The organism is Fibrobacter sp. UWB2 (assembly GCF_002210425.1).
Classification (GTDB): Bacteria; Fibrobacterota; Fibrobacteria; order Fibrobacterales; family Fibrobacteraceae; genus Fibrobacter; species Fibrobacter elongatus.
In genome coordinates, this window is record NZ_MWQK01000005.1 from 22,110 (window position 1) to 38,014 (window position 15,905).

Below are 15,905 nucleotides of genomic sequence, written 5' to 3' on the forward strand. Positions count from 1 at the left end.
TGGTTTTGCCATTATATCTAATGGCCTGTGGTGACGATAGCAGCAGTAACGCAGAGGAACCTTCAATCGAAGACGGGGAAGAAGACAACCTCGGTGGTGATGAATTCAGAGACACCACCATTACAGGCACCAATTACAATTCCAAGACGGGTTCCGCAAGCATTATCAAAAGCGAAATTCTCGACGCAAAAAGCGGCAACTCCTACAAGACCATCCAATTCGGGCCTTACACATGGATGGCCGAAAACGCAAATTACAAGGTTTCAAAAAGCTCCTGTTACGACGGGGATTACGAAAACTGCGAATCCAATGGTCGTCTGTACCAGAGCATGAATGCCGACCAGGCATGTCCTAGCGGGTTCAAGATTCCGTCCGAAGCCGATTACGAATACATGCTCAAATTCGCTAAAAGCGTCACCGACCCGGCCTTCGGTTTCAACCCGCAAATGTCCGGTTCCTGCGAAACCGTCAACGGGGAGCTACAATGCAAGGGCCAAGGCAAAGAATCCTACCTCATGACATCCGATTTCGATGTCTTTAAGGTGACCTCCAAAGGCAAGGCGTATTTTGAAGAAGCCAATTTCAGCGCCTATTACGCCGTGCGTTGCATGAAGATGTCGCACTTTGTCGAAACGGAAAGCCAACTCCCCACTTGCGATTCTTCTACATACAAATACCTCGATGATTTCTTTGTCGCAAGCAAGGGCAAAAACTACTACTGCAACAAAAAGAAATGGGTCAAGGACGACGAAAACTCCTGCCTTTCTTCTGAGCGCGGCGAAAAGCATTACTACAAGGACACGTTGTTCATTTGCAAAAACAACACTTGGGAATACGCGACCATGAATGACGTCGACGCAAGCTGCACCAAGAAAAATCAGTGGGAAGTACAAAAGCTGAACGGACAAAGTTACATTTGCGATGATTCCACCTGGCGCATGCCCACGAACATCGAATCCTCCATCGGCCTCTGCAATAACGACAGTTTAAAGAAAATGGCCGTATTCGAAAACAAGAAGGAATCCATCGACTACATCTGCGATTCTATCGGCTGGCGTAAGGCTGTACTCACAGACTCCATCGGCAAATGCACCCAAAAGAGGCAATGGGAACAAGAAACAAACTACGGCAAGGACTACGTGTGCGACGATACCACCTGGCGTGAACCCACCAAGCTTGAAATGGCTATCGGCATTTGCTCTCCAGACAGTTTAAAGAAACAAGCAACTTTTAAGGATGAAAAAGACACCATAGATTACGCCTGCGACTCCACTGGCTGGCGCAAAGCCGAAATCTGGGACAAGTACGGAGCATGCGACAAGAGCAAATATTACAAGATTTACAAACTCGGAAAAGATTCCTACACCTGCCGCAAAAACAACAAATGGGAACAACTTTCAAGCGTCGAAGACAGCCTCGGTTTTTGCACTCCAGATATGAAAGGCAAACTGGACACGATTGGAACAAGTTCATATTACTACTGCGATGATTCTGGTTGGCGTCAAGCCGTTGCCGACGATTACCTTGGCATATGCGATTCCACGTTCAAGTACAAAATGAAGTATCTGTGGGGCGACGATTACGGTTGCAAGGACGGTCCTAATTGGGAATACCTCGAATACCCCGAAAGCGACCTTGGCTATTGCGTTCCCGAATTTAAAGGCGTAGTCAAAATTGACCGATACGCGACAAGCTACATTTGCGATACCAAGTGGCGCACTGCAACAAAGGCAGAAGCCCTTGGCACATGCTCGGACGAAAACGAAGGCAAAAAGAGCTTTTTCAAAGAAAACAAGAAAATGATCGATTATGTCTGTGCATTCGGCTCTTGGAGAGAAGAAACAAGACAAGACGACTCCCTTGGCGTTTGTACAACATCAAAATTGAAGAAAATCGGTAAAGTTGGCTCCACGGAATACATTTGTACAAGCGAAGGATGGGTTGTTCCAACTCTTATTGCGATCCACGATTCATGTACCGCAGATCGTGAAAATGAACTCGTACAGTTCCAGAACAAAACCTACGTATGTAGAAACAATCGTTGGACGGGAATTACAGGCATCGAGTCCATTAACGGCTTATGCACCACCGAACGCGAGAACGAACTTGTAAAGTATCAAGACAATACCTACGTATGCAAAAGCAAACGTTGGACTGAAGTTACGGGAGTCGAGTCCATAAGCGGCATATGCACCGCAGATCGCGAAAATGAACCCACAAAGTACCAAGAAGCCATCTACGTCTGTCGCAACAAAAAATGGCAACAAGCCACAGGCCTTGAGGCTGAAGACGGAATATGCACCACCCAAAGAGAAGACGAAGTTGTCGTTTATTCCACAAAGGGAGACATATATCAATGCAAATCCCAAAAGTGGACATCAGTCTCGGCAGCAAGCGTTTTTGGCAGCTGCACTGAAACAAACAAGGGAGCAACCAAGACTCTTGACGGAGTCGATTTCTTCTGCTCTCAAAATAAGACATGGAAAGTTGCTACAGATCTTTATGAGCAATTCGGAGAATGTTCCTGCGACATCCGCGGGAAAGTCATTACATTCAAAGAAAAAAAATACGGGTGTATCGGAACTGCCAATTGCAAAAATCCAACCTGGGTTGAATACACCCCGATAATTGAAGCCTTAGGATTATGCGACAACTATAACTCAAAATTGCAATGGAATGAATACAACGGAAAGGACTATACCTGCAAAAACAACAAATGGGAAGAAGTGTCGACCACATGGGAAGCATACGGTTCTTGCAACAAAAACGATTCCTTGAAATACGGTATTTTAGTCGGGTATAAAGGACAACATTACTATTGTGAAAAAGATTTAGACGACAAGGACTACCTTCCTGGCTGGCACCCGCTTACCGCAATTGACTCCGTCAATGGGGTTTGTACAAGGCATAATCAAGGAGATACCATAACTTACAATGGTAATCCATACTACTGCAAAACAAAAAAGGACTCATACGGCGAAGATCACTTATACGACTGGATCCCGGCACCAACACCCGACGTTTTCTTTGGTCGATGCGACATTGCCAAAGAAGGTCAAAAAGGAAAAATGAAAGGCAGGAACTACGTATGCTTTGATAACAAATGGGAAATAGATCCAGCCGATTATGGTTCCGTTACAGACGCAAGAGATGGCCGCCGATACAAGACCATCAAAATTGGCAAGCAGGAATGGATTGCCGAAAACCTGCAATACAATGTGGAAGGTAGCTGGTGTGGCGGAAATCATGATGGATGTGCGACATACGGCCGTCTGTACAGCTGGGACATGGTCATTGGACAACCGAAGACCAAACAACCGACCTTGGCAAACATTGAAGATCCAGAATCGCTCCAAGGCATTTGCCCAAACGGTTGGAGAGTCCCCTCAACTACAGACTGGGCAACACTTCTTCAAGAATGCAGTGCGTCCGAACTCCGCAAAAATCTTGCCGGACGCGATTCCATTCACACGGACGTCTGCGGTTTTTCAGCATTGGAAACAGGCTTTATAGACATCTTTTACAGAAATGGAATTGACTACACCGAAGAACTCACTATAAGAACCTATGCCGATGTCAACACGTTCTTCTGGAGTTCAGAACAAGTAAACGATACGTCCGCAACAAGATTGTCGTTTGAAAATATTCGCTATTCTATAAAAAACACGTCCCCAGAAAGTAAGATAAACGGTTACCCTCTCCGTTGCATCAAGAAGTAACACACCAACCTTAACGGACGTTTCCTTTATACGAGAATGTCGCCCGCGGGCGGCATTTCTTCTTTTGTCATGCCTGCCACCGAGCAGGCATCTCCTTTCAATAAAGTTCCTACTTCTTGAAGTACATGCTTCCGATAAGCGAAACGGCAAGCATCACAATCATCGCGGTAAGGCCCATATCAGCCAATTCACGACGTTCGCCTTCAATACCGGATTCAATAAGAATGACGAGCACAAGCGCAATGACGGAGGCGACGCCTCCCATCGTATGGAACATTTTCACTTTTTCTTCGTTCGTAAATTTTCCATTCGGGCGATTAATAAAGTTCATTGACATCACCTCCCATGCAAATCCAGACGATGAGGCCTATCATCACGAGCGCGCTAATCGCCACATTCGCAAGGAAAAAGTCGCGGTTCATCGCATCTAGGTCATTCGATTTTCTGAACAAGTGAATATAAACGATAGCAGCGGTCATGAGTCCCGTTATCGCCCACCAAATCCAGCCCATATTCCAGAAAAGCCCGAACACGACGCAAAGCACGAGCATTGCCAAATGGCTTGCAAGCGCAATGCGCAAGGACTTTTCAAGGCCAAAGCGGGCGGGCACGGAATGCAAGCCCTGTTTGCGGTCAATTTCAATATCCTGCGTGGCGTAAATGATATCAAAACCGCCCATCCAGAGCATCAAAATGAACAGGAGGAAAATCGGGAACACGGCAAATTCGCCACGAACGGCAATCCAGGCGCCAAGCGGGCTCATGCCAATCGCAAAGCCGAGAAACCAGTGGCAAAGCCAGCTAAAACGCTTCCAGTACGAATACGAGAGCAACAAAAGCCATACCGGGAACGCAAGCGCCCCTGCAAGCGGCTGGAGCATCCACGCAAACACCACAAACAAGATTCCGTTCAACGCCAAGAACGCCATCACCGATTTACGGCTTAGGCGTCCTGCCGGCAAATGGCGCTTTGCCGTCCGCGGATTCTCCGCATCGAACTTAGCGTCTGCAATGCGGTTAAAGCTCATGGCACTGTTACGAGCGGTCACCATGCAAAGCACGATGAGCACGATAATGCGGGCCGTTTCAAAAGCGCTCATGTCTCGGAAACCGTTTGCAGCAACCCACATGGAACCAATGGCAAAAGGCATCGCAAACAGCGAATGGCTCAAACGGACAAGATGTGTAAATTCAAGGATTTTATTCATGGTTTAGTCATTGGTCTATGGTCATTGGTTGTCGTTCCCGCTCCACACTTTAGCAACACTCGCGACAAGCGATTGTTCTACGCCCAAGTGCTTCAAGATTTTCGCGACGACGGTATCCACGAGTTCTTCAATGCTTTGAGGCTTACTGTAGAACTGCGGCGAAGCCGGAATCACGACCGCCCCCGCCAAGGTCACACGCTTCATATTTTCGATGTGGATCAAGTTGTACGGCATCTCGCGAGGCACAATCACAAGCGGCCTACGTTCCTTAAGGCACACATCAGCCGCGCGCACAAGCAAGTTGTCCGAAGTCCCCGCCGCAATACGTCCAAGAGTCCCCATGGAACACGGCACCACAGCCATGCCCGCAATATCGCTAGAACCGCTCGCGCATTCTGCAAAAAAATCATCCACGTTGCACACGTCCTTGCAATAATCAAAAAGCGCACTTTGGTCTTCGTATTCGAGGACCTGTTTGCCCGGGTGCGTCACGATGAGCGTCACCTCATGACCAAAACGCTGCAAGTACATCGCCGTACGGGTCGCATAAATGCTGCCGCTAGCACCCGTCACTCCAAGCACAAAGTGGCTCATGCTTTACCCGGCTTGTGCAAGAACACGCCAAACGAAATCCCGCCATCGAACATCTTAACCTGTTTGACTTCAAAGCCGCATTCTTCAGCCATCTTGCAGAACTGATCGACTGGCAAAAAGCGGATAATCGAGTTCACCAGGTATTCGTAAGCATCGCGCTTGCCACTAAAGAAGGCGCCCATTACCGGGATGAACAACGGTGCAAGTACTTTATAGAAGAACTTGTTGAACAAGTTTCTCGGCGAGAAAAATTCCAGAACGCAGAGATAGCCACCTTCGTCGAGCACGCGGTAAGATTCCATCAAGGCGCCACGGGCTTCGGGCACGTTACGCATGCCAAAGCCATTCAGAATCACATCAAACTGGCGTTCGGCAAACGGCATTTTCATCGCGTCGAGTTGTACTGCATGCGCATCAATTTTCTTCGGTTTGACTTCGGCAAGCATCCCGTACGAAAAATCACCGATTACAGCCGGGTCTACAACAAAGTCGCGCGCACACACGCAACCAGATTCGAAAATCTTGCGGAACGTGTTGGCAAAATCGCCCGTGCCACCGCACAAGTCCAGCAAGCGAACTTTATTCAAATCGCGCGGAGTCTCGCCAATAGACTTTTCCGCGAGCATGCCCGCAGCCATCATCTTTTTCAAGCGCTTGCAGCAATACCTGCGCCACAGCACATCCTGATAACAACTCAGAAAGTGATTCAGAAAATCGTAACGGCTCGCAATGCCATCGAACATCTTACGCACGGGACTTTTCATATAGCAAAATGTAGAAATAAAAAGCGACCTGGATTTTCATCCAGGCCGCGAATTTCATCACGAGCGGCGACGCATCTCGATAACGAGCATCTCGCCGCAGCGTACTCGTCGTTTTAAATTACTGGAACTGAGCCGTGAAGGTAGCACCTTCCGTCGGTTCCACCAAGCGCGGGTTGTCAGCAACGCCATCGCTCCAGCCGGTAAACGAAGCACCTGCACTCGGAACAGCCGTCAAGAGGATCGGGTTACCCACAAAGAACTTGCCCTTGTAAGACGTAGCACCACCCGGAAGAGCGGCACCTTCCATAAGCACCGTACCACTGCCAGAAGCAGCAATCGTCACGGTAGCCGTACCGCTCAAGCCAAATTCTTCCTCGTATTCCTGAATAACCTTAGGATCACGCTTTTCGGCCCATTCCTTCATGCAAGAACCAGTCTTGTCAAATCCCTTATGGCAAGCGTTCTCATACCACTTTTCATTCTGCTTGAACTTGGCAAGGTCACGTTCCATTTCCTGAGCATCAATCTTAGACGTCATCGCATCGACAATCTTTTCAACATTCTTGCCGTTCGTATAGCTATTGAACATCACAGCAGAGCGGTTGATGAACATACGCTTGAATTCCGGGTTCTTGATAAGCTGAATGTAGAGGTTAGCAAAGCAACCTTCTTCCTTGCACGGCTTATTTCCACCGCCCTTCTTGATCCAGGAGAACATATTAGTTTCCTGTACAAATTCTTTATCGTTTACACCCCACATCCAGTCAAAACCGTGGTCAAGGTCATAAACCATGAACTTCCACGGGTGTTCCGGAGCCATCCAGGCGCGAACGTTGTTGTTCGGCCAGTCACCGTTGTGCATATAAATTTCAGCAGCCATGTAATCGGCAAGATTACCCACATCGAGCAAGAGCTTTGCCGAAGCGTAGTTCGCATTGTTTTCGCCAGAGAAATCGTTTGTAGCCACAAAGTGGAGCATGTTCATGTAGGCATCAGTCGTACCGTTGCTGGCTTCAACTTCCTGGCCCAAGTGCTTGATGAAGTTCACCGTATTCGCTTCGATCTTGTAGTTCGTTTCTACGTAATGCTTGTTGAAGCGTTCGCGCATATCGTGAATGCCGTAGTATCTGCCATTGTAGAACACCACCACCTGGCGGCTTCTCTGGTAATCCACGCTCGTACCTTCAAGGAGGGCACCGCCCATAGCATCTTCGATGTAGTCGCTCACATAGCGGTTACCGTTGTTGCGGAGGTTGAAGGACTTGTACTTGTCATTCACGCCCTTGCGGGTTTCGAACAACGGATAGTTGATGCTACCGTCTTCATATTCTTCACGGAGGCGGATAGAGACAGACTTCTTGTCGTTCAAGCGGCTATAGCCACCCATGAGGGAGATACCCGCATCCTTTTCCCAAGTAGAGCCATCCTTCGTAGAAGAGCCATTTTCGAAGTATTCCACATGGATCGGATATTCCACATCGGCGTAGAGGCCGGCGCTGTCCTTGCAGTTCTTCGGAGCATTGCAGCTAGTCTTGATATAGTGTTCACGGAAGAAGCTGGAGTCCACGCTGATAGCGACAATCGGCATCTTCACCTGATCTTCATCAACAAAGAATGTACGGGTCGTCACCGTGTTCGAAATAGCGCCCTTCTTGAACGTTGCGCAACGGAAAGACACACTATGTTCAATGCGCTTCGGGGAGTTGAATTCCGGAGAGCTTTCGGTCGGCACAGAACCGTTGGTCGTGCAGCGGAGCGTGACACCTTCCGGGAGTGCAGGCGGATTCAAGGTAAACGGTTCGTTATAGAAACCGGACTTAAGGCCGCTCATATCGGCAGCCGGGACAATTTCGTCATAAGCCTTAGATGTCGTATTCGGCTGTTCCGGAGTCGGCTTTTCAAAATACTTCCAGTAACCGCCATCGACAATGCCCCAGCTGAGGCCACCCGTCAATTCCGGATAAGCGACCGAGTCACGGATTCCGTTGAACTTGTCGAGCAAGTAAAGCGTGCCGCCGTTTTTGTCAAGCTTCCAGTTCGTATGCGGGCGCGTATGGCGATCGCCGTTATCGGCAATAGCAACCGCAGAAATATTATTCTTGTCGCAGAAAACAACTCTAAAGGACTTTGCCTTGAGAATGTCGTGGCCAAACACCCACTTGCGCAAGTTCTTCAAATTTTCGACAAGCGTATAGCCCGCCAAATCTACATCCTGGTCGCTAGAGTTGTAGATTTCCACCCAGGACGGATCGTTGCCATTTTCGTCCAGGAAATCCAAGTTAAGCGGGGTAATTTCCGTTATACGCAATGCAGACTGACCCACCCAATGAACAGTGGTATCGGGCGGCAATTGAACCCAGGTCGTCTCCGCAATGGTATCGTTACTGCTAGTTACGATTTGGATGATTTCCATACTTGAAGAGTACGGAACGCTGGTGCCAGCAGAAGAACCCGGAACAGAGGCACCACAATTATTAAGTGCAGTACAATCCGGAGAACTCGGCCCGCCGAACGAGCCATTTCCATTATCATCAGCACAGCCTACAACAAACGCTGTACCTAAAACCGTAGCCAGAGAAAGAATCTCTTTAATCCATTTTTTTGAGCGAATCACGGCGACCACCTAAAATAAAGAACACGTTTCCCAAGGTTTTTCCATGGGACACCTAAATAATCCATCCAACAACACTAAATTTAGTAGTTTTTTCAAAAAAATAACAGTAATATTCTCTTTACCCTTGACAAGCCGAAAATAAATATCTATAATTGGGTCACCAAAATGGTTCTGTAGCTCAGTTGGTAGAGCAGTGGACTGAAAATCCGCGTGTCGTTGGTTCAATTCCAATCGGAACCACGAAGAAACCTCGGTGAAAACCGAGGTTTTTTCTTTATTTTCGGCAATTTTAAGCGGTCACCCCGGATTTATTCTCAGCCCCCCCTTCTGCAAATAAAAAATAACGCCCGCGCAACGGCGGGCATAGCAAAAAAGACGATGTGATTTATTTCACAGGTGGCAGGAGGTTCTTCTTGACGAATTCGCCATCCGGCTTATAGCAAGAGTAAAATTCGTCCCAGTGAGCCATCAAAATATCAATGAGTTCCGGCTGGAAGTGCGAGCCGCTGGACTTTTTCATTTCTTCCTTGACGCGGTCCTCCGGCCAGGCGGGTTTGTAGCAGCGCGGGCTCGAAAGCGCATCCAGCACGTCGGCCACAGCACAAATGCGTGCCGCGAGCGGAATTTCCTCGCCCTTGAGCTTGTCCGGGTAGCCCGTACCATCCCAGCGTTCATGGTGAGCGCTAGCAATGTCCGACGCCATGCAGAGCAAGTCCGTCTTGGAATCGCGCAACAAAGTACGCCCGATAATGGAATGTCTCTTCATAATGTCAAACTCTTCCGGAGTGAGCTTGCCCGCCTTGTTCAAAATCATGTCCGCAATGCCGACCTTTCCAAGGTCATGGAGCGGAGCCGCATAGTAAATCAGCTCCTGCTGGTCTGCCGGGAGACCAAGGTACTTGGCGAGCTTCAAAGAAATCTCAGCAACGCGATGGATATGGTCGCCCACTTCCTGGCTGCGGAATTCAGAGACTTCGCCCAGAATGCGGATAAGTTCCATGTGCGCCGACTTGAGTTCCTCGGCCTTGCGCTCCAGCTGCTTTGCATAACATTCAAGCTTCTGCGCACGAATCGCCGACTCAATCGTCTTTGCGGAATAAACAGAGATGAGCTTCAGGCGTTCCAGGTCTTTTTCAGAGAAGAACACGTTCTCCCCGACCTTGTTGATTGCCTGGAACACGCCCATCACGCGGCCATCGCTTTCAAGCGGCATCGTCATGACAGACGTCGTATGGTAGCCATTCTTGATATCGCTACGGCGGTCAAACCTAGCGTCCCGGTAAGCATCATCGACGAGAACCGGTTCACCCGTCTTTAGGGAATACCCGACAAAGCCAGCCGAAAGCGGAATACGTAGTTCGCTTACACCATGGGCCACCTTGGTCCACAGCTCGTTCTTTTCTTCGTCAATAAGCCAGAGGGAACAGCGGTCGGCCTGCACAATCTGCCGACCCAAATCAGCCATAAGCACCAAGAGGCTGTCCGTCTCGTGTTCGGCAGCAATTTTGGGCATGTACTCGAACAAGAGAGCAGCGACTTCGCCGTCTCCAAGATCGGTAGACTTTCCTTGGTAGCTCATAACTTGTAAAAAAATAATTAATCTTCAACAAAAAGCAAAGTATCGTTGACGATATCCTGCATTTTTTTCTATTCTTTGCGCACCAATTGGAGGAATAGGCTAATTGGTAAGTCAGCGGTCTTGAAAACCGCCGCCGTAAGGCTTGGGGGTTCGAGTCCCTCTTCCTCCGTAAAAAGCGTTTCCGAGCACCGGGAACGCTTTTTTATTTGTACTTGTTATTTGTAAAAGGCGCGGCAATCGGCGGCAAAGTCCGCCACAGCCGTCGCGGGCTCGTCGTAAATCAGAGTGCACACCTTCAAGGGGAGCGGAAAATTCGGCCCGAAAGCCGCCATGCACGCCGAAGTCGTCGCCCCCGTCGTAAAGACGTCATCCACCACGACCACGCTCCCCCGCGTAGGCATCTCCCGCGGGAAATCCGCCACAAATGCTCCCGCCACATTCAGCTCGCGCTCCTCCTTCGAGAGTTTCGTCTGCGAAACCACGAACGTCTTGCGCTTGAGAAAGCGGCAAACCTTGCCTCCAGTTGCAGTCGCAAGCGCCGCCGCCAAGAGTTCCGCCTGATTGTACCCACGTTCGCGATACCTCGCCCGATGGAGCGGCACCGGCACAAAGTAAAGCGGCTGCGCAAGCATCGAAAGTTCCTGCGCCACCACTCCATGCTTCACCGCCGAAGAATGTCGCACAAGGTAAGAAGCAAGCCCCGGAATGTTCCTATACTTGAGCGCATGCACAAGCTTGCGCGTCAATGGCCGCATCGGGAACAAACAAAAAGTATCGTCATTTGGGAATTTCGAAGAACAGGATTCCCGCAAAAGTTCCGCCGCACACGCAGGGCAAAGCCACGGGTCAAGCCTCTCCGACGAGTTTCCGCACGCAAGGCACTCCATCCCGAACACAAAATTTGCAACCGTCCTCAAAACACCCATAAAGCCTCCAGTCATAAAGAGAGCGCAAAATCACGCCCTATCTCTATAACACGCTTTTTTCAGGCAATTGGCACGGTAAAATTTTATTTAATTACTTATTTCCCTGATACCGTAGGCACATCAAGAGCCCCACGAGGAACATACATACAAGCGCAAACGATCCGCCATAAGAGAGGAACGGCAGCGGGAGCCCCGTCACCGGCATAAGTCCAATCGTCATCGCGATATTCACCGTGATGTGGAACAAAAAGATTGTCGCAGCGCCCATCGTCACAAGCGTCACAAACGGGTCATCGTTCGTCTTGCAAATCGAGGTAGCACGCCACAAAAACAAAGTAAACAGGACCAAGACCGCCGCGCATCCGACAAAGCCAAACTGTTCCCCGAGCACGCTAAAGATAAAGTCCGTATGTTCTTCCGGCAAAAACGAGAGGTTCGTCTGCGAGCCGTTTCCAAAGCCCTTGCCCCCAACGCCGCCGCTACCGATTGCCGTGAGTGACTGCAGCACCTGATACCCATCGCCTAGCGGGTCACTCATCGGATCCAAGAAGGTGTTCACGCGCTTCTGCTGGTGCGGTTCCAGCATGTTCCACACCATCGTACTGGCGTAACCCGCCAAGATGTTCGTCGCAATAATCACGCCCGAGAACTTTTTGGACAAGTGCCTGCGCAAAACGGAGAACACGACAAGGCAAATCAGCACGCCCCACAAGACCTGCATCACCATCGACTGCGAATGCGAAAACAGCACCGACAATACCGGGCTCACAATCAAGAACAAATCCGTAAATGTAAGCCCCGCAAAAAAGAACCCGACAAGCGTCACCGCCGTAAACACAAGCGCCGTGCTCAAGTCCGGCTGCTTTAGCACAAGCAAGAACGGCACAATAAAAAGCCCAAGCGGCACCAAGAAAGACTTGAGCTTGTGCAAACTCACGGGATGTTTCGAGAGCCAGTACGAAATCGTAATCAGGTACGCAATCTTTGCAAATTCCGAAGGTTGCAGTTTTATGATTTTCAAGTCAATCCAACGCCCCGCCCCTTTCACGTCACCCGCAAAAATGAGCACAAACACAAGCATCAATAGCGCAATCACGTAAGACGGCACCGCCGCACGCTTAAGCCAGTCAATCTTCACAAACACAAGGCCCACGGCAATCGCAATACCCGTCAAGAAGTAAATAATTTGTTTAAACCAATGGGTATTGTAAAGAGCAAACTCCTCGCCCATTGTTGCCGAATACACGAGAAGCACGCCAAACGACATGAGCGTAAACGTCACACCGATAAAGAGCCAATCGAACTTTAGCGACTTGTTCTGAATACGGTCGGTACTCATTGTTCCTCTTCCTCCTTCCCAAAGAAGGCCATCAGCACTTTATGCGCAATCGGGGCTGCCACAGAGCCACCACCGCCTGCCGCTTCCATAATCACGGCCACAGCAATTTGCGGGTCATCCAAGGGAGCTACCGCAGCAAACCAGGCATGCGTCTTCTGCCCTTTTTTCCATTCGCCAGAACCCGTCTTTCCGCCCACGCGGATTCCAGGCACAGCGCCCTTCTTTCCGGTGCCACCCGGATGGTTCACCACGGAATCCATCGCGTTCAAAAGCACACGGTGCGTCTCGGGTTTCATCGTCCCCGGACGGATAATTTCAGGCTCATAACGGCGTACAACGTTTCCCTCCGCATCTTGCAATTCCTTCATAAAATGCGGTCTATACACGCCCTTGTTCGTCGCTAGGGAGCCTATAAAAACAGCCTGCTGCAGAGGCGTCACCATCTGCCCCTGCCCAATCGAGAGGTTCAGAATAAGTCCACGAGCCCAGCGCCAGCCAAGGCGTTTGTTCCGCTGGTTAAACGAAGCCGAATCCGGGAGCCATCCCGCACGCTCGCCCGGGATATCCACGCCAAGCAACTGTTCACCATAACCAAAGCGGCGAGCAAATTCATTGATACGCGCCATATCGATTTCAAGGCCCGCCTGATAGAAATACACGTCGCACGAAAGGCGCAGCGCATGCACCACGTTCAGGTTCCCGTGCACGCCCCAGCACCTCTGGTAACGCGCCCCGTACTGGTAGCCGCCCGTACAAGCTTTCGGGTAATACTTTGTCTCCGAAATAATCCCGCTTTCAAGCCCCGCCCCAGACGTCACAAGCTTAAAAATCGATGCCGGCGGGTAAACGCCCGAAATCGCACGGTTCGTGAGTGGGCGCATCGAATCGAGCGCCACATGAGCCCAACCCTTGTTGCGTTCACGGCGCTTCAACGAAAAGATGTTCGGATCGAGTCGCGGCGAAGAGACCATTGCCAAAATTTCGCCATTGCGCGGGTCGATTGCCACCAAGGCGCCTTTCGCCGAATCAGGGATCGCCGCTTCTGCCGCCTTTTGCAACTTCAAGTCAATCGTCGAAATCATGTGGAGTCCCGGTTCCGGTGCAATAAAGCCGCCCACATCCGTAAGCGTACGCACTTCACGCCCCGAAGCATTCACCTCCACAAGTTTGAGCCCGTTCTTGCCGCGGAACTCCTTGTCGTATTCCTGCTCCAAGCCCTTTTGCCCCACGCGGTCACCCTGCGAGTACGATGCATATTCCGGTAGTTTCAGCTGCTCTTCCGAAATCTCACTCGTGTAGCCGAGCACATGCGAGGCTAGCGTCCCGTACGGGTATTCACGTCGCGACTCGATAATCACCGAGACGCCCGGCAATTCCGTAGAATGTTCTTCAATCACCGCGACCTGTTCCATCGTCGCATCTTCCAAAATGCGGACTGGGCGCGTACGCACCCAGCGGATTCTCTGGAACGCGGTATCAAGCGAAAGCGAATCAAAAAGCCGCACACCCGCCGCATCGCGGATATTCAGAAGCTTCTTGAAAATGGAGTCCCTGTCCGCCTTCTTGCGCGGCATTTCAAGCGCCTGGAGCGCAATCTGGTAAGAGGGACGGTTACGCACCAGCACATTCCCGTTCCTATCGTAAATGTAGCCTCGGTCGGCAATAAGCTCGATTCGGCGCAAGCGGTTATTTTCGGAACGCTGGAAGTTTTCTTCGTAATGGATGTACTGCAGCGAAAAAAGCTTGAACAAAATCACCGCAAAAAGGATAACCGTCCCTGCCAAAAATATCAGGACGTTCCAATTTCGACGGACTCGAGCCTCGTTCTCCGAAGTATCGTTATACATCCGACTTTTTCCCCGAAGTGAGGTAGAACAAAATACCGCCAATAATCACCGTATAAATGCTCTCCGGCACCGTTTTCGTCAAGAACAAAGTCGTTACGACATCTTTTTCAAGCCCCGTAATGAGGAAATAGAACATATCGTTCACATAGAACGCAAGTCCAAGCACGCCCACTTTCGGCGGCAAGTTGAGCGTGAGGAAATATTCCTCGAGCTGTCCCACGGCAAAGCCCACAATCGTCATTGCAATCGTATTGGCGCCCAGCCATTCTACCGGAGCATAGACATCCAACGTGAACCCCGCCAAAAATCCCCAGAAACAACCCGTCCCTGCCCCAAAACGCAAAGCCACAGACACAATAAAGATGAGGATAAAGTCAGGCCCTACACCCAAAATCTTAAGCCAGTCGCCAATCGTCGACTGTACCGCAAAAGCGATGACAAACATCAGGAGCGTCTTTAACCATCCGTAATTACTCATCAAGCAACTCCTGGATAATCCAATCCGGATCCTTCTGCATCACAAACACTTCTTCCAAGGTCGAAAATTCCTGGAACGGCTTCACATCCATGAGGCTCATCACGTCCAAATCCGCCTTGCGGACCTTGTGCACCGTGCCCACCGGGATTCCCTTTGGGAAAATGCCGCCAAGTCCAGAGGTAATGAGCGTATCGCCCTCGGCAACGCCTGCATGCGACGGAATCATCGCCGAAAGCAAATGGCCGTCTACAGACTCCAAGAAGCCCACCACGCGCGTACGGCGCTCGAGCACGGAAAGTTTCAAGTTCGGGTCCACCAGGAGCTGCACGCGGGAATGCGTCAGCGAAGCCTTCGAAATCTTTCCGACAAGGCCATTCATCGACATCACCGGCATGTTCTCTTTCACGCCGTGATGCGTCCCGCGATTGATTACGAGAGTCGTCAGAAAACGCCCGGGGTTATGCCCCACCACGCGAGACGTCACAATCGGGAAATCCCACTTGTCGTCAAAGCGCACCAAGGTATGCAAACGCGCCAATTCCTGCAAGCCCTCGCTCGCGTGGTAAGTCTCCTGACGGAGCCTTGCGTTTTCCGCCTTCAGGTGCTCATTTTCCGCCTGCAGTGACTTGAAGTCATTCACAGAAGCAAGCAAGAGCTGCACCGGGTAAAATACCGTCGAAAGCGCCTTATCGACAATGCTCTCGCGCACTGCCGTCGAAGACGCATGCATCAGTATCCCTAAAACGAGAAAAAAGGCAAAAGCGACAACGCCATGCCTTTGGGTAAACAAATCGACAATAAAGCGAAAAGCTCTAAGCATCGAAGTGCAATTTCAGA

At 50.2% G+C, this 15,905-nt stretch carries 12 protein-coding genes and 2 tRNA genes; 3 read left to right on the plus strand and 11 right to left on the minus strand.

Annotation, left to right across the window (positions count from 1 at the left end):
* Window positions 1-20: 20 nt before the first annotated feature.
* Window positions 21-3,719: an FISUMP domain-containing protein gene (locus B7982_RS10300; RefSeq protein WP_158212999.1), complete on the plus strand. Its 3,699-nt coding sequence runs from the start codon at window positions 21-23 to the stop codon at window positions 3,717-3,719.
* Window positions 3,720-3,828: 109 nt separating this feature from the next.
* On the opposite strand, the gene B7982_RS10305 is transcribed toward B7982_RS10300, so the two are convergent.
* From B7982_RS10305 to B7982_RS10325, 5 genes are all read right to left on the minus strand, one after another.
* Complete coding sequence (locus B7982_RS10305; protein WP_088660674.1) at window positions 3,829-4,050, minus strand: hypothetical protein; 222 nt, start codon at window positions 4,048-4,050, stop codon at window positions 3,829-3,831.
* Window positions 4,037-4,927, minus strand: coding sequence for a 4-hydroxybenzoate octaprenyltransferase (locus tag B7982_RS10310; RefSeq protein WP_088660675.1), 891 nt, complete (start codon window positions 4,925-4,927; stop codon window positions 4,037-4,039). The genes B7982_RS10305 and B7982_RS10310 overlap by 14 nt, the downstream gene beginning before the upstream one ends.
* Window positions 4,928-4,948: 21 nt before the next feature.
* Window positions 4,949-5,521 carry a UbiX family flavin prenyltransferase gene (locus B7982_RS10315; protein WP_088660676.1) on the minus strand — a complete coding sequence of 191 codons (573 nt, stop codon included), beginning with the start codon at window positions 5,519-5,521 and terminating at the stop codon, window positions 4,949-4,951.
* Window positions 5,518-6,285: a ubiquinone/menaquinone biosynthesis methyltransferase gene (locus B7982_RS10320; RefSeq protein ID WP_088660677.1), complete on the minus strand. Its 768-nt coding sequence runs from the start codon at window positions 6,283-6,285 to the stop codon at window positions 5,518-5,520. Before B7982_RS10320 ends, B7982_RS10315 begins: the two co-directional genes overlap by 4 nt.
* Before the next feature lie 118 nt (window positions 6,286-6,403).
* Window positions 6,404-8,899 carry a CotH kinase family protein gene (locus tag B7982_RS10325; protein ID WP_088660975.1) on the minus strand — a complete coding sequence of 832 codons (2,496 nt, stop codon included), beginning with the start codon at window positions 8,897-8,899 and terminating at the stop codon, window positions 6,404-6,406.
* Window positions 8,900-9,066: 167 nt separating this feature from the next.
* Between B7982_RS10325 and B7982_RS10330 the strand changes: the two genes are divergently transcribed.
* Window positions 9,067-9,139: transfer RNA gene (locus tag B7982_RS10330), tRNA-Phe, on the plus strand.
* A gap of 145 nt (window positions 9,140-9,284) precedes the next feature.
* Here the strand turns inward: B7982_RS10330 and B7982_RS10335 are convergent.
* Window positions 9,285-10,478, minus strand: a complete 1,194-nt coding sequence (locus B7982_RS10335) for an HD-GYP domain-containing protein (protein ID WP_088660678.1) — start codon at window positions 10,476-10,478, stop codon at window positions 9,285-9,287.
* 88 nt (window positions 10,479-10,566) lie between these two features.
* On the opposite strand from B7982_RS10335, the gene B7982_RS10340 reads away from it, so the two are divergent.
* Window positions 10,567-10,647: transfer RNA gene (locus B7982_RS10340), tRNA-Ser, on the plus strand.
* Window positions 10,648-10,693: 46 nt separating this feature from the next.
* Here B7982_RS10340 and B7982_RS10345 read toward each other — a convergent pair.
* From B7982_RS10345 to mreC, 5 genes are all read right to left on the minus strand, one after another.
* Complete coding sequence (locus tag B7982_RS10345) at window positions 10,694-11,404, minus strand: ComF family protein (protein ID WP_088660679.1); 711 nt, start codon at window positions 11,402-11,404, stop codon at window positions 10,694-10,696.
* 91 nt (window positions 11,405-11,495) lie between these two features.
* Complete coding sequence (gene rodA / locus B7982_RS10350; protein WP_088660680.1) at window positions 11,496-12,743, minus strand: rod shape-determining protein RodA; 1,248 nt, start codon at window positions 12,741-12,743, stop codon at window positions 11,496-11,498.
* Window positions 12,740-14,590 (minus strand): penicillin-binding protein 2, encoded by a 1,851-nt coding sequence (gene mrdA / locus B7982_RS10355; RefSeq protein WP_088660681.1) that lies wholly within the window; start codon window positions 14,588-14,590, stop codon window positions 12,740-12,742. Before mrdA ends, rodA begins: the two co-directional genes overlap by 4 nt.
* Window positions 14,583-15,068: a rod shape-determining protein MreD gene (mreD, locus tag B7982_RS10360; protein WP_088660682.1), complete on the minus strand. Its 486-nt coding sequence runs from the start codon at window positions 15,066-15,068 to the stop codon at window positions 14,583-14,585. The genes mrdA and mreD overlap by 8 nt, the downstream gene beginning before the upstream one ends.
* Window positions 15,061-15,888, minus strand: coding sequence for a rod shape-determining protein MreC (mreC, locus tag B7982_RS10365; RefSeq protein WP_088660683.1), 828 nt, complete (start codon window positions 15,886-15,888; stop codon window positions 15,061-15,063). Before mreC ends, mreD begins: the two co-directional genes overlap by 8 nt.
* Between the last annotated feature and the right edge of the window lie 17 nt (window positions 15,889-15,905).